Here is a 21900-nt window from a genome sequence, read left to right as displayed (position 1 = left end):
TCCGGCGCCGCCGGCCTGCGGCGGCGCTTACCCGAGCACCGCGCGCGCGATCACCGTGCGCTGGATTTCCGACGAGCCCTCGTAGATGCGCAGGATGCGCGCATCGCGCACCAGCCGCTCCAGCGGCATCTCGCGCGTAAAGCCGTAGCCGCCATGGATCTGCAGCGCGGCATCGGTGACGAACCCCACCATCTCCGACGCATAGAGCTTGGCCATCGACGCCTGCTCGGTAAAGGGCTCGCCGTCGCGGCGCCGCGCCGCGGCCTGCAGCGTCAGCAGCCAGGCCGCCTCCAGCCGCGTGCGCATGTCCGCGAACATCCATTGCAGGCCCTGCTTGCGCGCCAGCGGCTCGCCGCCCACCTGGCGCTGCCGGGCCCAGTCCACCGCGCAGGCCAGCGCCGCCTCGGCGATGCCCAGGCTGGTGGCGGCAACGTCGAGCCGGCTGTTGTCGAGCACCTTCATCGCGGTGCGGAAACCCGTGCCCTCGGGCCCGAGCCGGTTGGCGGCGGGCACGAAGCAGTCGAGCGCCACCTCATGCGCCGGCGCGCCGTGGATGCCCATCAGTTTTTCCGCCGGCGCCACCTGCACGCCGTCGCTGCGGCGGTCCACCACGAAGGCGCTGATGCCGCGCGTGCCCGCGGCCGGGTCGGTCCTGGCATAGACCACGATAAAGTCCGCCGCCTCGGCATTGGAGATGAAGTGCTTGACCCCGCGCAGCCGGTAGCCGTCGCCTTCCGGCGTGGCGCGCGTAGCCATGTCGGCCGGGTTGGAGCCGGCGCGCGGCTCGGTCAGGGCAAAGGCGCCGAGCCGCGTGCCGGCCGCCGCGCCGGGCAGGTAGCGCGCACGCTGGCCGTCGTCGCCGCCGATCAGGATGGAATCAGTCGCCAGGTAATGCGCGCCGAGCATCGATGAGGTCGACGCACAGGCCTTGGCGATCTCCGCCAGCGACAGGATCAGCGCCACCGGCGAAGTCTCCGTCCCGCCCCAGCGCTCCGGCAGGTTCATCCCCATCAGGCCCAGTTCTGCCAGCTGCGGCACATAGCGCGTGGTGGACGTTTCCGCGCGGTCCACTTCGGCCGCCTCCGGGGCCAGCTCGCTCTGCGCGAAGCGGCCGATGGCATCGGCGATTTCCAGGTCGCCCGGCTCGACGCCCAGTCGTTTAAGCATGTTGTTTCTCCTTGCTGAAATCGTGCGCGGCCAGGATGGCCTCGGTGTGCTGCCCCAGCGCCGGCGCGGGCGTGACACGGTTGGGGCCATACCCCGAGAACTTCACCGGCTGCGACGGCAGCCGCACCGTGCTTCCGTCCGGCCCGGCGACTTCGGTCAGCAGGCGGCGATGGACGGCCTGTTCGCTTTCCAGCGCCTGCCTGACATTGCGGATCGGCGCGACCGGAATGCCCGCGCCGCCCAGCAGGCGGTTCACCTCGGCGACGCTCAGGCCTGACGACCACGCTTCGAGCGCGGCGCGCAGCGCTGGCTCGAAGCGGCAGCGCGATTCGTCATCGGCAAAGCGCGGGTCTTGCGCCATCTCCGGGCAGCCGATGGTCTCGGCCAGCGTGTGGAACAGCTTGTTGTTGAGCACCGCCACTACGTAGAAGCCATCCGCGGCGCGGTACACGCCGAACGGCGCCGACGAGGGATGGCGGTTGCCCACCCGTTGCGGGGCGCGCCCGGTGGCGGCATAGCGTGCCACCAGCGTCGCGCTCAGGCTCAGCGTGGCGTCGAACATCGACACATCGACATGCGTGCCGCGGCCGTTCTTCTCGCGCGCCAGCAGCGCGGCCAGCACGCCCCACGAGGCAAAGAGCCCGCTGACCGCATCGGAGACCGCCTCGCCAAGCATGGTCGGCGCACCGTCCGGGGCGCCGGTGGCGTCCATCAGTCCGCACATTGCCTGCAGGATGATGTCGTAGGCCGGCCGGTGCGACTCCGGCCCGGTCTGGCCGAAGCCCGACACGCTCGCATAGACCAGCGCCGGATTCAGCGCCCGCAGCGCCTGGTAGCCGATGCCGAGCTTGTCCGCCACGCCCGGACGGAAGTTCTCCACCACCACGTCGGCGCGCGCACACAGCGCGCGCGCCAGTTCCAGACCCGTCGTCGTCTTCAGGTCGATGACGATGCTCTGCTTGTTGCGGTTCATCGCCGCGAACAGCCCGCTGCGGCCGTCGACGAAGGGCCCGACGGCGCGGTAGTCGTCGCCGCCCGGCGGCTCGATCTTGATCACCTCGGCGCCCAGGTCGCCCAGCAGCGCCGTGCAATAAGGGCCAGCCAGCACCCGCGAAAAATCGATCACGCGGATGCCGGCGAGCGGCAGTTCGGAATGGCTGGCATGGTCCAAGGCTTGCTCCTCGATGGCTTGCAAGCGCACAGGCTTGCGTTGCAGTGGCTTGATTCTGCGCAGCGCAAGCTATCAAGTAAAATATGGAATTCGACTAGCACCTATAGGATTTCCTGATGCGTGTCTCGCTGCGGCGGCTGCGCTACTTCGCCGCGACCGCGGAAACCGGCAGCACCACGGCCGCGGCGCGGCTGCTGAACGTGTCGCAGCCGTCGATCTCGGTCGCCATCCGCGAGCTGGAGACGCTGTTCGACGAAGCCCTGTTCGCCCGCGACGCCGGCGCGCGCATGACCCTGACCCGCTTCGGCGTGCGCAAGCTGGCCGAAGCGCGCCACATCCTGGGCGCGGCCACGGCGTTTGAAGTCGACAAGAGCGGCGACGGCGCGGCCGGCGAAGTGAAGCTCGGCGTGTTCCGCACGCTGGCGCCGGTCTACCTGCCGGTGGTGCTGCGCCTGGCGCGAGAGCGCTACCCGGGGCTGACGGTGCGTTTCGTCGAGGGTGACCTGGCCCAGCTGGAAGACTGGCTGCATGGCGGCCAGATCGAACTGGCGCTGAGCTACGACGTCGGCATGCCCGACGACCTCGAGCGCGAACGGCTGGCTGAGCTGCGGCCCTACGGCCTGGTGCCCGCCGGCTCGCGGCTGGCCCGGCGCCGGGGCAGCGTCTCGCTGCATGAGCTGGCGCAGCAGCCGCTGATCCTGATCGACCTGCCGCACAGCCGCGAATTCCTGATGGCGCCGTTCTGGCAATACGGGCTGCAGCCAGAGGTGCGCTACCGCGCCACCTCGCTGGAACTGGCGCGCGGCATGGTCGCCAACGGCCTGGGCGTGGCCCTGCTGATCACGCAGGCGCCCGCGTCATCGCAGATCACCGCGGTGGTGGAGAAACCGATACGCGAAGAGACCGTGCGCCAGCCGCTGGTGATTGCCCGCGCGGCGCGCGCCACGCGGTCGAGGGCCGCGGAATTGCTGGCTGAATGCGTGCGCGCCGCCGTGGCCGAGGCCACTGCCGCAGGCGCCCGCGCGCGACCACGCGCCACCTGAGCTACCTGAGCCCCCCTGAGCTACGTTAGCGCCAGCGCGACTGTGGTAGCGTGGCGCTTTCCGACTGGCCTGCTCCCATGACCGATTTCGACGCCGACGCCCTGAAACGCCTGGTCACCGTCGCCATGCCTTTTGGCAAGCACAAGGGCACGCTGATCGCCGACCTGCCGGGCAACTACCTTAACTGGTTCGCGCGCGAAGGCTTTCCGCCGGGACAGCTCGGCGCGCTGCTGGCACTGATGCATGAACTGGATCACAACGGGCTGGCGTACCTGCTGAAGCCGTTGCGGGGCAACGCATCGCCCCGATAAGCGCCGCCCTCAGGTCACCGGCGCCGGATTGAACAGCACCAGCGCATTGCGGATCTTCCAGTGCTCCGCCCATGACTTCTTGCCGCTGGCCACGGCCAGCAGCGTGTGGAACAGCTCCCAGCCCACGTCCTCGATGGTGGCTTCGCCGGTGGCGATGCGGCCGGCGTTGACGTCCATCAGGTCGTGCCAGCGCCGCGCCAGGTCATTGCGGGTGGAGACCTTGACCACCGGCACTTGCGCGAGCCCGTAGGGCGTGCCGCGTCCGGTGGTGAACACGTGCAGGTTCATGCCGGCGGCGAGTTGCAGCGTGCCGCAGACAAAGTCGCCGGCGGGCGTGGCGGCGTAGATCAGGCCTTTCTGCGTGACCTTTTCGCCCGGGCCGGTAACGCCGTGGATCGGGCCGGTGCCGGACTTGACGATCGAGCCCATCGCCTTTTCGACGATATTGGACAGGCCGCCTTTCTTGTTGCCGGGCGTGGTGTTGGCGCTGCGGTCGACCTGGCCCTGCTCCAGGTAGCGGTCATACCAGGCCATCTGGCGTACCAGCGCCTCGGCCACCTCGGGCGTGGCGGCGCGCGCGGTGAGCTGGTCGATGCCGTCGCGCACCTCGGTCACTTCGGAGAACATCACCGTGGCGCCGGCGCGTACCAGCAGGTCGGTGGCAAAGCCTACCGCCGGGTTGGCGGTGACGCCGGAAAAGGCATCGCTGCCGCCGCACTGGACCCCCACCACCAGCTCCGACGCCGGGCAGGTCTCGCGCCGGCGCTCATTCAGGCGCGCGAGGTGCTTTTCCGCCGTGGCCATGATCGATTCGATCATCGAGGCGAAGCCCACATGCTGCTCGTCCTGCAGGCACACCACGTCGGGCTCGCCCGCTTTCTGGATCGGGATGGTGCCGGCGCCGATCAGGCGCGCCGGCTGCAGCTTCTCGCAGCCCAGGCTGACGATCATCACCTCGCCACCGAAGTTGGGGTTCAGCGCGATATTGCGGATGGTGCGGATCGGGATGCCGGCATCGGGCGCGTCGATGGCCACGCCGCAGCCATAGGTGTGCTCCAGGCCGACCACATCGTCGACGTTGGGGTACTTCGGCAGCAGTTCTTCCTTGATGCGGCGCACGGCGAACTCCACCACGCCTTCGACGCACTGCACCGTGGTGGTAATGCCCAGGATGTTGCGCGTGCCGACCGAGCCGTCGGCATTACGGTAGCCCTCGAAGGTATAGCCCTCCAGCGGCGGCAGCGGCGTCACGCGCGTGCCGACCGGCAGGTCTTCCAGCCCGGGCGCCGCCGGCATGCGGATCACGCGCTCGTTGACCCAGCTGCCGCGCGGCAGGTCCCTGAGCGCGTAGCCGATCACGACGTTATAGCGGATCACCGCCTCGCCTTCGCGCAGGTCGGCCAGCGCTACCTTGTGGCCTTGCGGAACGGCTTCGGCCAGCACCAGGCCGCACGGGAAAGTGGTGCCCGCGGGCAGCCCGCCGTCATTGGCGATGATGGCGACGTTGTCGTGCGCGTCCATCGTGATGTAGAGCGGGCGTGATGCCTGGGTGGCCGCTGCAGGGGTCACTGCCATGTCTTCTCCAGCCCGAAAACCAATCAAGGGCATGTGTTACGTTGTCTGACAACATTCTACCGACTCAAGGCTGGATTTGGTTGCGGGTTATCCCTAGATGAACTGGAATATGAAAGGCATCCGCTTCACATTCGACTCACGTTGTACGACGACCCATAAAACCAAGGCGACGCTACAGCAGGCCAAAGGGCGCTTTGCTGCGCCGCAAAATGACCGTTACCCGCGACATGGCCTATAAGAGTGCAACCGGGTTTCATGCCAGATGGCGCCGGCCAATCGATGCGCCGGCAATGTGCAACGACCTGCCCGGCTCCCGATTCCATTCCGCATCGCCTGGTCGTCCCGCGGCCAGTCACACGACAGGAGGCATGACTCATGCGCTGGAAGCAACGTCCGCAAGGTTCCAACTGGGGAGACTTCGGTCCCGACGACCAACTCGGCCGCATCAACCTGATCGGGCCCGAACAGGTCGTCAAGGGCGCGCGCGAGGTGCAGGCCGGGCTGAGTTTCTGCCTGTCGCTGCCGCTGGACTACCCCGGCGGCAACAAGCTCAATCCGCGCCGCCATCCGCCGGTGCTGCGACCGACCTTCCGCGACGACTCGCCGTACACCAATTTCCCGCTGGCGAAGATGGATCCCGCCGCGACCGATGTCATCAGCGATGACCAGGTGCTGATGTGCCTGCAGTACAGCACGCAGTGGGACGCGCTGGCGCACGTGGGCGCGCTCTTCGACGCCGACGGCGATGGCCGCGCCGAGCGGGTCTACTACAACGGCTACCGCGCCAACGAGCATATCGTCGGGCCGGTCGATTATGCCGAGGACGACAACTTCGCGGCGCACCCGTGCGGCCACGACCACAGCGCCGCGCACGCGCTCGGCATCGAGAACTTCGCGGTCAAAGGCATGCAGGGACGCGGCGTGCTGGTCGACCTGGCGCACGTCTTCGGCATGGACTTCCGCAACGTTGGCTACGACGACCTGATGCGCGCGATGGCAGCCGCCAAGGTCGAAGTGGAACGCGGCGACATGCTGCTGCTGCGCACGGGATTTGCCGAAGTGGTGCTGTCGATGCAGCGCGAGCCAGACGAGGCCGTGCTCCACCACAGTTGCTGCGCGCTCGACGGGCGCGATGACAAGTTGCTGAACTGGATCACCGATACGGGCATTGCGGCGCTGATCGCTGATAACTATGCGGTGGAGCGGTACCCTGCCCGGCCTGCACCCGAGGGCGATTCGAACCATCCTTTGCTGCCGCTGCACCATCATTGCCTGTTCAAGCTGGGCTTGCCGCTGGGAGAGCTTTGGTACCTGCGTGAACTCGCCGATTGGCTGCGCGGTAATGGGCGTACGCGGTTCCAGTTAACGGCGCCGCCATTGCGGTTGCCGGGGGCGGTGGGATCGCCGGTGACGCCGGTTGCTACGGTGTGAGTGTTCGGGACGCGTAGGAACCGCGGTCGATGTCCGTGCATGGCGGGCGCTGCTGTGTCACCGGTACCCGGCGACCCTGCCTGTCTGGGCCTGTCAGTTTTTTTGTGTGCAGGGCAGGTAAAGGCTCACCGTCGATGGAACGGTGAGCCAGCAATATCTTAACGATAAGGGTGGGTGAAGCGTTCCTCGTAGAGGATCGCAAACTGGTTCATGGCAGCCTTCCAGTCATGGGTTGAACTGCCCCACTTCACCGTGATGTTTCGCAGCGCCAGCCACAGCAGCTTGGTCGCCGCCTCGTCGCTGGGGAAGTGACCGCGCGTCTTGATGATCTTGCGCAGCTGCGCGTTGATGCTCTCGATCGCGTTGGTCGTGTAAATGATCTTGCGGATCGCCGGCGGGAACGTAAAGAACGGGATCACCTGATCCCAGGCGCGACGCCAGGATGCGCCGATCGGTGCATACCGCCGACCCCATTCCCCGTTCTCGAAGGCCGCCAACTCGGCCAGCGCGGCCTCGACCGTGGGGGCCGTGTACACGGGCTTGAGCGCCGCCGCCACGGCGCGGCGCTCCTTCCAGTTGGCGTACTCCAGGCTGTTGCGGATCAGATGCACGATGCAGGTCTGCAGGGTGGTGTTCGGGAACACCGCGGCCAGGGCCTGTTCCATGCCCTTAAGGCCATCGGTCACCGCGATCAGGATGTCTTGGGTACCCCGGGTCTTCAGGTCGTTGAACACCTTCATCCAGAACTTGGCGCCTTCGGTAGTCTCGATCCACAGGCCCAGGATGTCGCGCGTGCCGTCGGGCAGCACGCCCAAGGCCAGGTAGACGGCCTTGTTGCGCACCACGCCGTCCTCGCGCATCTTGACCCGCAGCGCGTCGAAGAACACCACCGGGTACATCACCTCCAGCGGACGGGCCTGCCAGGCGGTGACCTCGTCCATGACCGCATCGGTCACCGAACTGATGAACTCGGGCGAGACCTCGGTGCCGTACTGTTCGGCCAGAAACGCCTGGATCTCGCGCAAGGTCATGCCGCGCGCATACATGGCGATGATCTTGTCGTCGAACCCGGTGAAGCGCCGCTCGTGCTTGGGAATCAGGATCGGATCAAAGCTGCCGTCGCGATCGCGAGGGATGTCTAACCGCAGCGGCCCGTCGTCGGTCAGAACCGTCTTGGCGCTCTTGCCATTGCGCTGGTTGGCCGTGCCGGCCGGGCGCTCGGCGCCAGCCGGGTAGCCCAGATGATGGCCGAGCTCGGCCCCCAGGGCGCGCTCGATCAGGGCCTTCTTGAACGCCATCGAGGCGTCCTGCACCGCCTCGGCGGTCATCGGACCCTTAACGAAATGGGCAATCAGGTCCTCGGGAATGGTCGGCAGCTCACGGTCGGCGGCCTGGCTGGTCTTGGTTTTGCGTGGCATACATGCTCCTTGGCGACATGTTATGCCCTAAACACAAAATTTCTGACAGGTCCGCCTGTCTGAGCGACAAGAACAGGCAAGAAACGCATCGCCCAAGCGGCTGGCCAAAGGCGGCGTTGGTGGGGTCAGACTGCCAAGTTCGCGCGGGCGGCCGGGCCTTTCAACGTTTGAGCCTGTCCGCATTCTTGTCTGCGACGCGGTGCCTGAATTCCCGCCAGCGCCTGCTGCCGGCGCGCAGCGCAGCCGAAGGCGCGTTCCCGCAACAAGGCCGGCAGCAGGGGCCACTTCGCGATCTGGGCTCGTTCAACCCACACTTCAACGCCCCGCCACCGTGGTGCACCCCCGCGGCAGACAGTCCAGCTATGTGAGGAAGCCAAGCCCCGTACGAAACCCCCCACGCACACTACGATAAGACATGCCGCCCGCAGGGCAGTAATGTACGGAGCAACCACATGACCCGAAACGCTTCATCAAGACATGCGTTGGCTGGTGAAGTTGGGTGGATTTGCAGTTCCCGCTTCGTGGATACGCCAGCCCTCTCCCCCGCCCCTCTCCCGCTTGCGGGAGAGGGGAGAAAACAAGCGACAGGGCACGCCAGCCCCCCAACCCTTACGCAACCCCCTTCCTCCCCCGGATCCGCAAATCACTGACCACGGGCCACACCAGCACAAAAACCGCCATCCCCATGATCGTCCCGACCAGCCCATTCGACCAGAACACATCCAGCGCCCCCGACGACACCAGCATGGTCTGCCGGAACGCATCCTCGGCCCGATCCCCCAGCACCAGCGCCAGCACCATCGGCCCCAACGGATAATCCAGCTTCTTCAAAACATACCCCACCACGCCAAAGCCCAGCATCAGCCAGACATCGAACAACGCCCCGTTCACGGTGTACGCGCCGATCGCGCAGATCACCAGGATCAGCGGCGCGATGATCGAGAACGGAATACGCAGGATCGCCGCGAACAGCGGCACCGTCGACAGCACCACGATCAGCCCGACGATATTGCCCAGGTACATGCTGGCGATCAGCCCCCATACGAACGGCCCCTGCTCGGCGAACAGCAGCGGCCCCGGCTGCAGGCCCCAGATCATCAGGCCGCCCAGCAGCACCGCCGCGGTGGCTGAGCCGGGAATGCCCAGTGCCAGCATCGGCAGCAGCGCGCTGGTGCCGGCCGCGTGCGCGGCGGTCTCGGGGGCGACCACGCCCTCGACATTGCCCTGCCCGAACGAAGAGGGATCCTTCGCCATGCGCTTGGCCACGCCATAGCCCATGAACGACGCCGCGGTGGCGCCGCCCGGGGTGATGCCCAGCCAGCAGCCGATCACCGACGAGCGCAGCACGGTCAGCCAGTAGCGCGGCAGCTCGGCCCAGGTCTTCAGCACCACCTTCAGGTCGATGCGGGCCTGCTTGCCGCGGAAGGCAACGCCCTCTTCCATCGTCATCAGGATCTCGCTGATGCCGAACAGGCCGATCACTGCAACCAGGAAGTCGAAGCCGCGCAGCAGCTCGGTCGAGCCGAAGGTCATGCGCAGCGTGCCCGATACCGTGTCCATGCCGACCGCGGCCAGCACGAAGCCCAGGCACATTGCGATCAGGATCTTGGGCTTCGATTCCTTGCCCATGCCGACGAAGCTGCAGAAGGTCAGCAGGTACACCGCGAAGAACTCGGGCGGGCCGAAGCGCAGCGCGAACTTTGCCACCATCGGCGCCAGGAAGGTGATCAGCAGCACGCCGGCCAGCGCGCCCAGGCACGAGCCGGTAAAGGCCGAGGTCAGCGCCTTGCCGGCCTCGCCGCGCTGCGCCATCGGGTAGCCGTCGAAGGTGGTCGCCACCGACCAGGCCTCGCCCGGAATATTGAACAGGATCGAGGTGATCGCCCCGCCGAACAATGCGCCCCAGTAGATGCAGGACAGCATGATGATGGCGGACACCGGGTCCATCGAAAACGTCAGCGGCAGCAGGATCGCCACGCCGTTGGGCCCGCCCAGGCCGGGCAGCACGCCCACCACGATGCCAAGCAGGATGCCGACGAACATCAGGCCGACGTTCTGCCACGACAGCGCCACGGCGAAGCCGCCCATCAATGCATTGAGTTCATCCATGGTCCGCTCCTTCCTAGTAGCCCAGCGCCGCTTCCAGCGGGCCCTTGGGCAGCGGTACGCGGAACTGGAGCTCGAAGATGCAGAACAGCAGCGCATTGATGCCGACGCCGGTCAGTGCGGCCTTCCACCATGCCGCCTTGCCCACCCACACCATGAAGCCGGCGATGAACGCCGCCGATGCCACGTAGATGCCGAGCAGCCCGATCAGCCCGACATACACGGTCAGCGGTACCAGGATCACGCCCACCTGCCGCAACTGCTGCCACGTCGCGAACACGGCGGTGCGGTCGGCGCGCAGCGCCTGCACGCCCACCAGCGCGCTGCAGACCAGGATGATGAGGCCCACCCGCATCGGGAAATAGCCCGCCTCCGGCCCATCCGGCGCCCAGCCGGCGCCGATGCCATGGTTGCTCCAGATCACCACCAGCGCGCCGGCCAGCAAACACAGCGCCACCGCCAGTTCCACCGTCTTGACCGAGATGCCGGCGCCCGCATGCGCCGTTTCCTGTTGTGAATCCATGTTGTCTCCCGCCTTGCTTCAGGCCATCGGCTGCGCCGCGCGGCGCAGCCCCCTGGTGATCGGTGCCGGCCTCAGCGCGCGGCGACGAAGCCCGCCTCCTTGATGATGTCGCGATGCGCGGCTTCATCGCGCGCCAGGAAGTCGGTCAGCGCCTTGCCCGCCAGGAACTCGTTCTTCAGCGCGTTCTTCTCCAGGTATTCCTTCCACTCCGGCGTGGCCACGATTTTCTGCATCAGGTCCACGTAGTATTTCTGCTGCTCCGGAGTCACGCCGCCCGGCATCATGAACACACGAAGCATCTGGTATTGCACGTCGAGGCCCTGCTCCTTGCAGGTCGGCACGTCATGCCAGCTCTGCGTCTGCGTGACCTTGCCGTTGTAGGCCATGCGCTGCGGCGCGAACACGCACAGCGCGCGATGCTCGCCGGCGCGCCACTGGCCGATCGATTCGGACGGGTTGTTCACGTTGGCGTCGATATGCTGGCCCGACAGCTGCGTGGCGGCCTCGCCGCCGCCCTTGTACGGCACGTAGATGAAGCGGGTGCCGGTCTTCTTCTGCACCAGCGAGGCGATGATCTGGTCTTCGCGCTTGGAGCTGGTGCCGCCCACCTTGATCTTGCCGGCGCTGGCCCTGGACGCGTCGATGAACTGCGCGACGGTCTGGTACGGGGCCGCGGCATTGGTCCACAGCACGAATTCGTCCTGGGCGATCATCGCCACCGGCGTCAGGTCGCGCCAGCTGAACGGCAGGTGGCTCACCATCGGCACGGTATAGAGCGCCGACGAGGCCACCAGCAGCTTGTGCGGATTGCCTTGCGATGCCTTGGTATCCATCAGCCCTTCGGCTCCGCTGGCGCCCGCCTTGTTCAGCACGATCACCGGCTGGCTCATCAGCTTGTGCCTGGCGATGATGCCCTGGATCGAGCGCGCCATCTGGTCCGAGGCGCCACCGGCACTGAACGGCACCACGATTTCGACCGGCTTGGCCGGCTCCCATGCCCATGCGCTCAGGCAGGCCGTGGCACCCACCACGGCCGCCAGGGTCTTCCTGACTGTGTTGCGTTGCATCGTTGGTCTCCTTTGGCTTTGACTACCCGCTGCCGCTCGTTGCGGCTCTTCTCTCTTCTCTTTATCTGCGTTGCCACGCGGCATCAGCGGCTCAGGCCGCGCGCGGCGATGTCCCACAGCTCCGCCACATGCCCGTCGCGGCAGCACACGTATTGCGCGTGCAGGTTCGCGGTGGGGTCGCAATGGCCGGGCACCAGCCAGAGCTTGCTGCCCAGCAGGGCCTGGCCGTCTTCGTCCAGCACCTGCAGCACCCCGTGCTCATCGTTGGCCGCGACATAGCGCAGCCACTCGCTGCCGGGGCCGGACCACAGGCGCGGCAGGCCGGAATCGACCGCGAGCGACTTCAGTCCCGCATCGCACACCGCCACGCCGGCGCGCGCGGTGCTCATCACCGTGGTCGACAGGAACAGGCCGTGCCGGGGCCGGAAGCGCCCGGGCCATTCGCTGGCGCCATAGTGGCCGTCCAGGAACACGTAGCTGCCGGGCTGGATCTCGGTATAGACGCCGCTCTCGCAATCGAACTCCGCGGTGCCGCTGCCGCCGCCGGTGATGACCGGGCAGGCGATGCCACGGGCGCGCAGGTGCGCCGCATAGGCATCCGCCTGCCCGGCGGCGCGCCGCGCAGCGTCCCGGCGCTGGGTCCAGGCCGCCAGGTGCTGCACGCCGCCGTGATACGCCTGCAGCCCACCGAAGCGCAGCGACGGAGACGCGCCGATGGCATCGGCCAGCCGGCTCAGCGCTTCGGGGCTGTCGACGCCGCAACGGCCCTGCCCGACATCGGCTTCCGCCAGCGCGGTGATGCGCACCCCGCCGGCCGCCGCGGCGGCGGCGAGCGCGGCCACCTGGCGCACGTCGTCCACGCAGACGCTCAGGTCCACATGCCGGGCCAGCTCCACCGCCATCGCCAGCTTGTCGGCGCCGACGAACTCATTGCTGATATGGATGCTGGTGATGCCGGCCGCGGCAAACGGATAGGCCTCGCTGAGCTTCTGGCAGCAGATGCCCACCGCGCCGGCGGCAACCTGGCGCTGCGCAATCGCGACCGACTTGTGCGCCTTGGCATGCGGGCGCAGCACCACGCCGGCGGCATCGGCAAGCGCCTGCATCCGGGCCACGTTCTGGTCGAAGGCGTCGAGGTCGACCAGCAGCGCCGGCGTGCCGACGTCCTCGACGCGATCGCCGATCCTTGCCGGCGCCGGGGGCTGCAGGCGGGCACGCTCGTGGACCGGATTGCGCATCGGCTCAGTCATGGCGACCGCCCTCCAGCGCCAGCGCCAGCACTCTTGCCACGTGCATCGCCTCGGCCTGCGCGCCGTCGCGGATCTGGTGACGGCAACTGGTGCCGTCCGCGACCACGATGGCGCCCGCGGCGCGCCGGCGCACCGCCGGCAGCAGCGACAGTTCGGCCATCGCCTGCGACGCTTCGAAATGCTCGGCCTCATAGCCGAAGCTGCCGGCCATGCCGCAGCACGACGACTCCACCGGCGCCACCTTCAGGCCCGGAATCCACCCCAGCACGGTCTGCACCGGCGTGAAGGCATCGAACGCCTTCTGGTGGCAGTGCCCATGCACGATGGCCTCGGACACCTGCAGCGGCCGCAGCGGCAGCTCCAGCCGGCCCGCCTCGCGCTCGCGCACCAGGAATTCCTCGAACAGGAACGACAGGCTGGCGAGCTGGCGCGCTTCTTCGCCATAGCCGTAGCCCAGGAACTCGTCGCGCAGCGACAGCAGGCACGACGGCTCGAGGCCGACCACCGGCACGCCGCGCTCGACGAACGGGCGCAGCGCATCGAGCAGGCGCCGCGCCTCGGCCTTCGCCTGGTCGACCAGTCCGGCGGCCAGGAAGGTGCGGCCGCAGCACAGCGGGCGTTCGCCGGCACGGGTGTTGAAATGCACCGTGTATCCCGCCGCTTCCAGCACGACCTGCGCGGCGCGCGCATTGGCGGGCTCCATGTAGTTGCTGAAGGTATCGACGAACAGCAGCACCTCGCGGCCATCGGCCTTGCTGCCTGCAGCGTTGCCTGCGCCGCGGCCGCGCGCCAGGAACGGCGCGGTGAAGCGCGGCAGCGAACGCTGCGGGGCAAACCCCAGCGCGCGCTTGATCCAGCCGGAGACGCCGGGCAGGCTGTCGGCCAGCGCCAGCAGGCCCGGCACGCGGCTGGCAGCCGGTGCGTAGCGCGGCAGGAATGCGACCATGCGCTCGCGCAGGCCGATGCCGTGCCGGCTGGTCCAGGCGTGGCGCGCCTCGATCTTGAACTTCGCCATGTCGACGCCGGTCGGGCAGTCGCGCTTGCAGCCCTTGCACGAGACACACAGGTCCAGCGCCTCCTTGACCTCGGCACTCGCCAGCCCGTCGCTGCCGAGCTGCCCGGTCAGCGCCAGCCGCAGCGTGTTGGCGCGGCCGCGCGTCACGTGCTGCTCGTCCTTGGTCACGCGATAGCTGGGGCACATGGTGCCGGCGTCGAACTTGCGGCAGTGGCCGTTGTTGTTGCACATCTCGACGGCCGACGCGAGGCCGTGCGTGGCGGTATCGTTGCCGGTGCCGGGCGCGGTCTCGGCGCCCGTCATCGGGTCGCGCCGCACGTTCCAGGCCGACCAGTCCAGCGCCGGGGTCAGCGGCAGCGCGGCGTAGCCGGGCGCGAAGCGGAAGTTCTCGCGCGCATCCATCCGTGGCGGGCGCACGATCTTGTCGGGGTTGAAGCGGTTGTCCGGATCGAACAGCGCCTTGATCTCGCCGAACGCCGCGTTGATGCGCGGGCCGTATTGCCAGGCCACCCATTCGCCGCGGCACAGGCCGTCGCCGTGCTCGCCGGAATACGCGCCCTTGTATTCGCGCACCAGCTCTGCGGCCTCTTGCGCGATCTCGCGCATGCGCAGCGCGCCGTCGCGGCGCATGTCCAGGATCGGCCTCACGTGCAGCGTGCCGACGCTGGCATGGGCGTACCAGGTGCCCTCGGTCTCGTGCTTGTGGAAGACGTCGGTGAGCCGGCGGGTGTATTCGGCCAGGTGCTCGAGCGGCACCGCGCAGTCCTCGATAAACGAAACCGGCTTGCCGTCGCCCTTCATGCTCATCATGATGTTGAGGCCGGCCTTGCGCACATCCCACAGCGCCTTCTGCGCCTTCTCCTCCGGCATCTTCACCACCGAGCCGGGCAGACCCAGGTCGGCCATCAGTTCCGCAAGCTGGTCCAGTTGCGCCAGCAGCGCCTGGCGGTCGTCGCCGGCGAATTCCACTAGCAGGATGGCCTGCGGATCCCCGGCCAGCGCGCGCTCGACCACCGGGCGGAAGGCGGGGTTTTCCATCGACAGGTCGATCATGGTGCGGTCGACCAGTTCCACCGCCACCGGACGCAGCGTGACGATATGCCGGGTCAGGTCCATCGCCTGGTAGAAGGTGGGGAAATTGACCACGCCCAGCACCTTGTGCGCCGGCAGCGGCGCCAGCTTGAGGGTGAGCTGGCGGCTGCAGGCCAGCGTGCCCTCGGAGCCGACCAGGATATGGGCGAGGTTGGCGTGGCCGTCGTCGGTATAGGCGCGCGGGTTCTGGCAGTCGAACAGGTCGATGTTGTAGCCGGCCACGCGACGCAGCACCTTGGGCATGCGCTCGGCGATCTCGCCGCGCTCGCGCGTGGCGATGCGCTGCAGCCCATGAAAGATGCCCTCGATGCGTCCTGCCGCCAACGGTTGCGCCAGCGAACCGAAGTGGCAATCGCTGCCGTCCGCCAGCACCGCATCGATGGCCAGCACGTTATGCACCATGTTGCCGTAGGCAAGCGAGCGCGAGCCGCAAGAGTTGTTGCCGGCCATGCCGCCGATGGTGCATTGCGCGCCGGTGGAGACGTCCACCGGGAACCACAACCCGTGCGGCCTGAGCCAGGCGTTCAGGTGGTCCAGCACGATGCCCGGCTCCACCGTCACCGTGCGCGCGCCGGCATCGAAGGCGACCACGTTGTTGAGCCACTTGCTGGTGTCGATGACCAGCGCCTCGCCCACGGTCTGGCCGCACTGGCTGGTACCGGCACCGCGTGCCAGCACCGGCACGCGCTGGTCGCGCGCGATGTCGAGCGCGCGCACCAGGTCGGCCTGGTCGCGCGGCACCACCACGCCGAGCGGCATGATCTGGTAGATGGAAGCGTCGGTGGCATAGCGGCCACGGGCGGCGCGGTCGAACAGCACGTCGCCGCGCAGTTCCTTGCGCAGCAGCGCCGATAGCGGCGAGACGGCCCGGCGCTGCGCGGGCACCAGGTGGATCGGCTTGACCAGCAGGGAGGACGAAGTCATGTTCATGGCATGCAAGAAACAAGGGCTGCGCGCCCACGGCGATGCATGCGGCCGCCCTGCGGCGGGCGCATGTCGTGTTGATGCTCCGGCAGGAATGGCAGGCAGGCGGCGGACCGTGCCCGGCCTGCCCCGCGCCGCCCGCTTCGCTCAGGCGGCGGCCTTGAGCACCGGCTTGTCGGCGTGCGCGGCGAGCGACGCCATGGCCGCGGCCACGCCGCTGGCGGCAAGCGGCACGCCTGCCAGCTTCAGCCCCATCTCGCAACCGGCGAGCGTCGCCATCAGGGTCAGGTCATTGCAATCGCCAAGATGGCCGATGCGGAACATGCGGCCGCGCATCTTGCCCAGCGCCTGCCCCAGCGACATGTCGAAGCGCTCATAGATCAGCTTGCGCACCGCATCCGCGTCGACACCGTCGGGCATCATCACGCCGGTCAGCACCGGGCTGTACACCGCGGGATCCGCGCACTGGATCTCCAGGCCCCAGGCGCGCACGGCCTGGCGTGTTGCCTCCGCCAGCCGCTGGTGGCGGGCGAAGACCTGCTCCAGGCCCTCGCCCAGGATCATGTCGAGCGCTTCGGACAGGCCATACAGCAGGTTGGTGTTGGGCGTGTAGGGCCAGTAGCCGTTCTTGTTGGCTTCGATGATCTCGGCCCAGCCCCAGAACGCGCGCGGCAGCGTAGCGTTCTCGCTGGCGGCGATCGCCCTGGGCGACAGCGCGTTGAAGCTGATGCCCGGCGGCAGCATCAGGCCCTTCTGCGAGCCCGACACGGTCACGTCGACGCCCCACTCGTCATGGCGATAGTCGGCCGAACCCAGGCCCGAGATCGTGTCCACCAGCAGCAGCGCCGGGTGCCCGGCGGCGTCGATGGCGCGGCGCACCGCGGCGATATCCGAGGTCACGCCGGTCGAGGTCTCGTTGTGCACCACGCACACGGCGCGGATCGCGTGGCCGCTGTCCTCGCGCAGGCGCGCTTCGATCATGTCCGCCTGCACCCCGCGGCGCCAGCCCTCGATGCCGGGCAGGCCGAGGAATTCCGGGCGCAGGCCCAGCGCCTCGGCCATCTTCTTCCACAGCGTGGCGAAATGCCCGGTCTCGAACATCAGCACATGGTCGCCCGGGCTGAGCGTGTTGGTCAGCGCCGCTTCCCAGGCACCGGTGCCCGACGCCGGATAGATGATCACCGGGTGCCGGGTCTTGAAGATTTCCTTGATGCCGGCGAGCACCTTGCGGCCGAGCGCGCCGAACTCCGGGCCACGGTGGTCGATGGTCGGGTAGCTCATCGCGCGCAGGATGCGGTCGGGCACCGGGCTCGGACCGGGGATCTGCAGGAAGTGGCGGCCAGAGGGGTGGAAATCGAGCTGAACCATGGAAAACTTGCCTCCTTGTTGGGATTATGAATTTTGAATGCAATCGACTATAGCAGAGCGATAGATGCGGTCCAAGGCGGAAATTGCAGTGATTTGTCGTGGTTAACCCGAATTTTGAGGCCAGGAAGCAAGATGCAGTAAAATCCGCGCCAAGTGAATAGAGGACATTGAATGCAAAACTCATATAACGATGACCGAGCGGGAGGCGTTGCCGAGCACGTTCCGCCGCCCTCGCTGCCGCGCCTGGCACGCCCGCGCCTGCACGACACCGTGGTCGAGCACCTGCGCCAGTTCATCGTCGAAGGCGTCTTCGCGCCCGGCACCAGGCTCAATGAACGCGAGCTGTGCGAGACCCTGGGCATCTCGCGGACGCCGCTGCGCGAGGCGCTCAAGGTGCTGGCGGCCGAAGGCCTGATCGACCTTCTGCCCAACCGCGGCGCCAGCATCTCGCGCATGAGCGAGGCCGAAGTCAGGGAGAGCTTCGAGCTGATGAGCGGGTTGGAGGCGTTTTCCGGGGAGCTGGCCTGCGAGCGCATCACCGCGGCGGAACTCGCGCAGATCAAGGCGCTGCACTACGCGATGCTGGCCTGCCGCGCCCAGAACGACCTGCCGGGCTACTACAGCCGCAACCAGGAGATCCACGACCGCATCAATGAGGCCGCGCGCAACGGGGCGCTGCGCCAGACCTACCAGTCGATCAACCGCCGCCTGCAGGCGCTGCGTTTTCGCTCCAACCAGCAAAGCGGCAAGTGGGACGAGGCGGTCGAGGACCATGAAGAGATGATCCAGGCGCTCGAAGCCCGCGACGGCAAGCGGCTTGCGGCGGTACTGAAGCGCCACCTGCTGGAGAAGCGCGATGCGGTGCTGCCACTGGTGTCGGCGACGGTACGGGCACCAGGAATGATCTGAAAACGACGCGCGCGTAACCGTATCCCAGTGTGTTACCCCTGCAAGGGCCGGATTTTTCTTGCCTCCACGCCAATACTGTATATATTTACAGCACCTGTATGGATGAACAGTGGAGTCCCGGCATGGAACACCTGATCCGCGTGCAAAACGACTATGACCGCCAGGTGCTGGCCTGGCTGCGCGGCCGCATCGGCGATGCCGCGCTGCAGAGCGCAGTGCAGCGCCTGGCAGGCCCGCGCAAGCCTTATCTGTCAACGATCTGCCGCAGCCTGGGCATCCGCCCGCCCAGCCGGCGCCAGTTCGCCGCCGAGGCGGCGCGCCTGCACCGCGCGGTGGGCGACAGCTACCTGGCCCGCATCAGGGAAATCCTGGCAACCGCCCCGGCGCACGCAGCCCCGGCCCGTTAGGCATTTGCCGATCACCGGCCACGCGCGGACCGTCCGCGCGCGCCGGACGTATCATGAAAGCCCCGTTGCCGTCACCCGGCACGGGGCTTCTTGTTTCACAGCGCATTTATCCGCGTTTATCCCCCAAGGCCGACATGAGCGAACTCCGCATTCCGACCCGCGCCCTGCACCAGTGGGTGACCGATCTCTGGCTTGCCGCCGGCAGCAGCGCGCAGGAAGCGCAACTGACGGCCGACCACCTGGTCGGCGCCAACCTGAGCGGGCATGACTCCCATGGCGTCGGCATGATCCCGCGCTATGTGCTGGCGTGGCAGGCCGACGAGTTGCAGCTGAACCGGCAGGTCAGCGTGCTGCAGGACGGCGGCAGCCTGCTCAGCCTGGACGGCAACCGCGGCATGGGCCAGGCGGTAACGGCGCAGGCCATGGAGATGGCCATCGCCCGCGCGCGCGAGCACGGCGTCTGCGTGATGGGGCTGCGCCAGTCGCACCACCTGGGGCGCGTCGGCCACTGGGCCGAGCAGGCCACGGCCGCGGGCATGATCTCGATCCACTTCGTCAACGTGCTGTCCAAACCCATCGTGGCCCCCCATGGCGGCTACGACGCGCGCTATGGCACCAATCCGTTCACCATCGGCGTGCCGATGGCGGGCGAGCCGCCGCTGGTGCTGGACTTTGCCACCAGCGCCATCGCGCTGGGCAAGGTGCGCGTGGCCCACAACAAGGGCGCGCCGGTCGGGGCCGGTTGCCTGCTCGATGCGCAGGGCCAGCCGACCACCGATGCCGCCGTGATGTACCCGTCCGCCGGCTCGCCGCAGGGCGCCTTGCGGCCCTTCGGCGAGCACAAGGGCCATGGGCTGGCGATGATGTGCGAACTGCTCGGGGCCGCGGTCACGGGCGGCCATACCATCCGCCCGGACACGCTGCGGCACGAGCATGCGGTCTGGAACAACATGCTGGCGATCGTGTTCGATCCCGCGCGGCTCGGCGCCAGCACCTCGTTCGGACACGAGGTCGCGGCCTTCGCCGAGTGGATGAAAAGCGCGCGGCTGCAGCCCGGCCAGAGCGGCATCCAGCTGCCCGGCGAACCCGAGCGGGCCTGGCGCGCGGCCCGCGCGCAACGGATACCGATCGATGCCGGCACGCTGGCGCAACTGGACGACGCCGCGGCGCGCGTGGCGGCGGCGCGGGCCGGCGGGCATCCTGGGCCGGGTCCGCTGTCTGCGCTGGCGTGCGACTGACTATCATCAGATATGCGCCCGGCGCGGTGCACGACGCACCCCCGCCGGGTCGGCGCCTGAACTCCAACCGGACACTGACATGAGCAAGATCGGCTTTATCGGGCTTGGCGTGATGGGCAAGCCCATGGTGCGGCACCTGGTCGACGGCGGGCATACCGTGTTCGCCCACAGCCGCAGCGGCGTGCCGCAAGACCTGCAGGATGCCGGCGTGAACGCCTGCGCCAGCGCCGAGGACGTCGCCAGGCAAGTGGAGACCATCATCCTGATGCTGCCCGACACCCCCGACGTGGAGAAGGTGCTGTTCGGCGAGCGCGGCGTCGCCGACGGCCTGGCCGATACCCCGGGCGGCGTCACGGTGATCGACATGAGCTCGATCTCGCCGATCGCCACGCGCGAGTTCGCGCGCTGCATCGAGGCGATTGGCGCGGACTATGTCGACGCGCCGGTGTCGGGCGGCGAGGTCGGGGCCAGGGCCGGCACCTTGTCGATCATGGCCGGCGGCAAGCAGGAGGTGTTCGACCGCGTGCTGCCGATCCTGCAGCTGATGGGCAAGACCATCACGCGCGTGGGCGCGGCCGGCGATGGCCAGGTGGCCAAGGTAGCCAACCAGGTGATCGTGGCGCTGACCATCGAGGCGGTCAGCGAGGCCCTGGTGCTGGCGGCCCGCGCCGGCGCCGACCCGGCCCGCGTGCGCGAGGCGCTGATGGGCGGCTTTGCCAGTTCGCGCATCCTGGAAGTGCATGGGGAACGGATGATCCGCCGCACCTTCGACCCCGGCTTTCGCATCGCGCTGCACCAGAAGGACCTGGAACTGGCGCTGTCGACCGCGCGCGAGCTTGGCGTGGGCCTGCCCAATACGGCGTCGTGCCAGCAGCTGTTCAACGTCTGCAACGGGCTGGGCGGCGCGGCCTGGGACCACTCCGGGCTGGTCCGGGCGATCGAGCATTTGTCCTCGTTCGCCATCGGCGACACGGGCGACCCGCGGCCCGCCGGCTAAGCGCAAGGCCCTGCCGCATGCCGCATGCAAACACCGCGCTGCTGACCGCGCTGGCGATGCTGGCGTTCGCCGGCAATTCGCTGCTATGCCGGCTGGCGCTGAAAGGCACGACCATCGACGCCGGCAGCTTCACGCTGGCGCGCGTCGCGGCCGCGGCGGCGGTGTTGTGGCTGATCGTGATGGCGCGGCGGCAGGCCGGGCGACCCGGCACCGGCGGCATCACGCTGGGCGGCAACTGGGTGTCGGCGCTGGCCCTGTTCTGCTATGCGGCGGCGTTCTCGTTCGCCTATGAGCGCCTGAGCGCGGGTACCGGCGCGCTGCTGCTGTTCGCCGCGGTGCAGGCGACCATGACCGGCTACGGGCTTTACACCGGCGAGCCGCTGCGCACGCAGCAGTGGGTCGGCCTGGCGCTGGCGCTGACCGGTCTGGTCTGGCTGATGCTGCCGAGCCTGGCGACGCCACCGCTGGCCTCATCGCTGCTGATGATTGCGGCGGGTATCGCCTGGGGGGTTTACTCGCTGCGTGGCAAGCGGGCCGCGGATCCGGTCGAGACCACCGCGGGCAACTTCTTGCGCGCCGTGCCCATGGCGCTGGCCCTCGGTGCCGCGATTCAGGCGCAGCGCTCGCTCGATGCCACGGGGCTCGCCTATGCGGTGGTTTCAGGCGCGATCACCTCGGGGCTTGGCTATGTGATCTGGTACGCCGCGGTGCCGCGCCTGCGCGCGGCTACCGCGGCCACCGTGCAGCTGAGCGTGCCGGTCATCGCCGCGGTGGGCGGCATCGCCTGGCTCGGCGAGTCCCTGACCTTGCGTCTGGCGCTGAGCGCGGCGGCGGTGCTGGGCGGCATCGCGCTGGTGATCCTGGGCAAGCGGGCCGAGCGCGCTTAAG

18 protein-coding genes are annotated in these 21900 nt (G+C 68.2%); 8 read left to right on the top strand and 10 right to left on the bottom strand.

From position 1 onward, the window contains the following. Positions 1-27: 27 nt before the first annotated feature. On the bottom strand, positions 28-1167 hold the full coding sequence (locus tag CBM2586_RS21210) for an acyl-CoA dehydrogenase family protein (protein ID WP_115689619.1): 1140 nt from the start codon (positions 1165-1167) through the stop codon (positions 28-30). Further along, positions 1160-2338, bottom strand: a complete 1179-nt coding sequence (locus CBM2586_RS21205) for a CaiB/BaiF CoA transferase family protein (RefSeq protein ID WP_115665066.1) — start codon at positions 2336-2338, stop codon at positions 1160-1162. The genes CBM2586_RS21210 and CBM2586_RS21205 overlap by 8 nt, the downstream gene beginning before the upstream one ends. A gap of 116 nt (positions 2339-2454) precedes the next feature. Between CBM2586_RS21205 and CBM2586_RS21200 the strand changes: the two genes are divergently transcribed. Beyond that, a complete protein-coding gene (locus tag CBM2586_RS21200) occupies positions 2455-3381 on the top strand; it encodes a LysR family transcriptional regulator (protein WP_115689617.1) in 927 nt (308 codons plus the stop codon). Between the two features lie 77 nt (positions 3382-3458). Then, positions 3459-3692, top strand: a complete 234-nt coding sequence (locus tag CBM2586_RS21195) for a DUF3820 family protein (protein ID WP_115665068.1) — start codon at positions 3459-3461, stop codon at positions 3690-3692. Positions 3693-3701: 9 nt separating this feature from the next. On the opposite strand, the gene garD is transcribed toward CBM2586_RS21195, so the two are convergent. Continuing rightward, positions 3702-5267, bottom strand: a complete 1566-nt coding sequence (gene garD, locus CBM2586_RS21190) for a galactarate dehydratase (RefSeq protein WP_115665069.1) — start codon at positions 5265-5267, stop codon at positions 3702-3704. A gap of 375 nt (positions 5268-5642) precedes the next feature. On the opposite strand from garD, the gene CBM2586_RS21185 reads away from it, so the two are divergent. Beyond that, on the top strand, positions 5643-6698 hold the full coding sequence (locus CBM2586_RS21185) for a cyclase family protein (protein ID WP_115665070.1): 1056 nt from the start codon (positions 5643-5645) through the stop codon (positions 6696-6698). 158 nt (positions 6699-6856) lie between these two features. Here the strand turns inward: CBM2586_RS21185 and CBM2586_RS21180 are convergent, their stop codons facing one another. From CBM2586_RS21180 to CBM2586_RS21150, 7 genes are all read right to left on the bottom strand, one after another. Further along, positions 6857-8116: an IS256 family transposase gene (locus tag CBM2586_RS21180; protein WP_012354364.1), complete on the bottom strand. Its 1260-nt coding sequence runs from the start codon at positions 8114-8116 to the stop codon at positions 6857-6859. Between the two features lie 609 nt (positions 8117-8725). After that, entirely contained in the window at positions 8726-10225 is a 1500-nt protein-coding gene (locus tag CBM2586_RS21175) for a tripartite tricarboxylate transporter permease (protein ID WP_115689615.1), read from the bottom strand. Positions 10226-10238: 13 nt separating this feature from the next. Then, complete coding sequence (locus CBM2586_RS21170; RefSeq protein WP_115689613.1) at positions 10239-10745, bottom strand: tripartite tricarboxylate transporter TctB family protein; 507 nt, start codon at positions 10743-10745, stop codon at positions 10239-10241. Positions 10746-10816: 71 nt separating this feature from the next. Next, the gene (locus tag CBM2586_RS21165; protein ID WP_115665073.1) at positions 10817-11812 is read right to left on the bottom strand and encodes a Bug family tripartite tricarboxylate transporter substrate binding protein; all 996 of its coding nucleotides are present in this window, start codon (positions 11810-11812) and stop codon (positions 10817-10819) included. Between the two features lie 83 nt (positions 11813-11895). Next, on the bottom strand, positions 11896-13062 hold the full coding sequence (locus CBM2586_RS21160) for a DSD1 family PLP-dependent enzyme (protein WP_240987985.1): 1167 nt from the start codon (positions 13060-13062) through the stop codon (positions 11896-11898). Continuing rightward, positions 13055-16099 carry an FAD-binding and (Fe-S)-binding domain-containing protein gene (locus CBM2586_RS21155; RefSeq protein ID WP_115689609.1) on the bottom strand — a complete coding sequence of 1015 codons (3045 nt, stop codon included), beginning with the start codon at positions 16097-16099 and terminating at the stop codon, positions 13055-13057. The genes CBM2586_RS21160 and CBM2586_RS21155 overlap by 8 nt, the downstream gene beginning before the upstream one ends. Positions 16100-16240: 141 nt before the next feature. Further along, positions 16241-17461, bottom strand: a complete 1221-nt coding sequence (locus CBM2586_RS21150) for a pyridoxal-phosphate-dependent aminotransferase family protein (RefSeq protein ID WP_115689607.1) — start codon at positions 17459-17461, stop codon at positions 16241-16243. Between the two features lie 171 nt (positions 17462-17632). Between CBM2586_RS21150 and CBM2586_RS21145 the strand changes: the two genes are divergently transcribed. The 5 genes from CBM2586_RS21145 to CBM2586_RS21125 all read left to right on the top strand — a co-directional run bounded on the left by CBM2586_RS21145 (position 17633) and on the right by CBM2586_RS21125 (position 21899). Next, a complete protein-coding gene (locus CBM2586_RS21145; RefSeq protein ID WP_115689605.1) occupies positions 17633-18370 on the top strand; it encodes a GntR family transcriptional regulator in 738 nt (245 codons plus the stop codon). A 122-nt stretch (positions 18371-18492) separates the two neighbouring features. Then, a complete protein-coding gene (locus CBM2586_RS21140) occupies positions 18493-18777 on the top strand; it encodes a hypothetical protein (protein WP_115665078.1) in 285 nt (94 codons plus the stop codon). Between the two features lie 134 nt (positions 18778-18911). Continuing rightward, positions 18912-20015 carry a malate/lactate/ureidoglycolate dehydrogenase gene (locus CBM2586_RS21135; protein ID WP_115689603.1) on the top strand — a complete coding sequence of 368 codons (1104 nt, stop codon included), beginning with the start codon at positions 18912-18914 and terminating at the stop codon, positions 20013-20015. A gap of 79 nt (positions 20016-20094) precedes the next feature. After that, positions 20095-21012, top strand: a complete 918-nt coding sequence (locus CBM2586_RS21130) for a 2-hydroxy-3-oxopropionate reductase (RefSeq protein ID WP_115689601.1) — start codon at positions 20095-20097, stop codon at positions 21010-21012. A 17-nt stretch (positions 21013-21029) separates the two neighbouring features. Next, positions 21030-21899 (top strand): DMT family transporter, encoded by an 870-nt coding sequence (locus tag CBM2586_RS21125; protein ID WP_115665081.1) that lies wholly within the window; start codon positions 21030-21032, stop codon positions 21897-21899. The last annotated feature ends 1 nt before the right edge of the window (position 21900 follow it).

This window comes from Cupriavidus taiwanensis (assembly GCF_900250115.1).
GTDB classification, from domain to species: domain Bacteria; phylum Pseudomonadota; class Gammaproteobacteria; order Burkholderiales; family Burkholderiaceae; genus Cupriavidus; species Cupriavidus taiwanensis_B.
Note: the sequence above shows the minus strand (reverse complement) of the source record. Positions and strands in the feature narration are given on the sequence as shown.

Excerpts from the sequence above, each read along its gene's own strand:
- CBM2586_RS21210 (WP_115689619.1), bottom strand. The coding sequence starts at position 1,167 with ATGCTTAAACGACTGGGCGTCGAGCCGGGCGACCTGGAAATCGCCGAT.
- CBM2586_RS21200 (WP_115689617.1), top strand. The coding sequence starts at position 2,455 with ATGCGTGTCTCGCTGCGGCGGCTGCGCTACTTCGCCGCGACCGCGGAA.
- CBM2586_RS21195 (WP_115665068.1), top strand. The coding sequence starts at position 3,459 with ATGACCGATTTCGACGCCGACGCCCTGAAACGCCTGGTCACCGTCGCC.
- garD (WP_115665069.1), bottom strand. The coding sequence starts at position 5,267 with ATGGCAGTGACCCCTGCAGCGGCCACCCAGGCATCACGCCCGCTCTAC.
- CBM2586_RS21185 (WP_115665070.1), top strand. The coding sequence starts at position 5,643 with ATGCGCTGGAAGCAACGTCCGCAAGGTTCCAACTGGGGAGACTTCGGT.
- CBM2586_RS21180 (WP_012354364.1), bottom strand. The coding sequence starts at position 8,116 with ATGCCACGCAAAACCAAGACCAGCCAGGCCGCCGACCGTGAGCTGCCG.
- CBM2586_RS21175 (WP_115689615.1), bottom strand. The coding sequence starts at position 10,225 with ATGGATGAACTCAATGCATTGATGGGCGGCTTCGCCGTGGCGCTGTCG.
- CBM2586_RS21170 (WP_115689613.1), bottom strand. The coding sequence starts at position 10,745 with ATGGATTCACAACAGGAAACGGCGCATGCGGGCGCCGGCATCTCGGTC.
- CBM2586_RS21165 (WP_115665073.1), bottom strand. The coding sequence starts at position 11,812 with ATGCAACGCAACACAGTCAGGAAGACCCTGGCGGCCGTGGTGGGTGCC.
- CBM2586_RS21160 (WP_240987985.1), bottom strand. The coding sequence starts at position 13,062 with ATGACTGAGCCGATGCGCAATCCGGTCCACGAGCGTGCCCGCCTGCAG.
- CBM2586_RS21155 (WP_115689609.1), bottom strand. The coding sequence starts at position 16,099 with ATGAACATGACTTCGTCCTCCCTGCTGGTCAAGCCGATCCACCTGGTG.
- CBM2586_RS21150 (WP_115689607.1), bottom strand. The coding sequence starts at position 17,461 with ATGGTTCAGCTCGATTTCCACCCCTCTGGCCGCCACTTCCTGCAGATC.
- CBM2586_RS21145 (WP_115689605.1), top strand. The coding sequence starts at position 17,633 with ATGCAAAACTCATATAACGATGACCGAGCGGGAGGCGTTGCCGAGCAC.
- CBM2586_RS21140 (WP_115665078.1), top strand. The coding sequence starts at position 18,493 with ATGGAACACCTGATCCGCGTGCAAAACGACTATGACCGCCAGGTGCTG.
- CBM2586_RS21135 (WP_115689603.1), top strand. The coding sequence starts at position 18,912 with ATGAGCGAACTCCGCATTCCGACCCGCGCCCTGCACCAGTGGGTGACC.
- CBM2586_RS21130 (WP_115689601.1), top strand. The coding sequence starts at position 20,095 with ATGAGCAAGATCGGCTTTATCGGGCTTGGCGTGATGGGCAAGCCCATG.
- CBM2586_RS21125 (WP_115665081.1), top strand. The coding sequence starts at position 21,030 with ATGCCGCATGCAAACACCGCGCTGCTGACCGCGCTGGCGATGCTGGCG.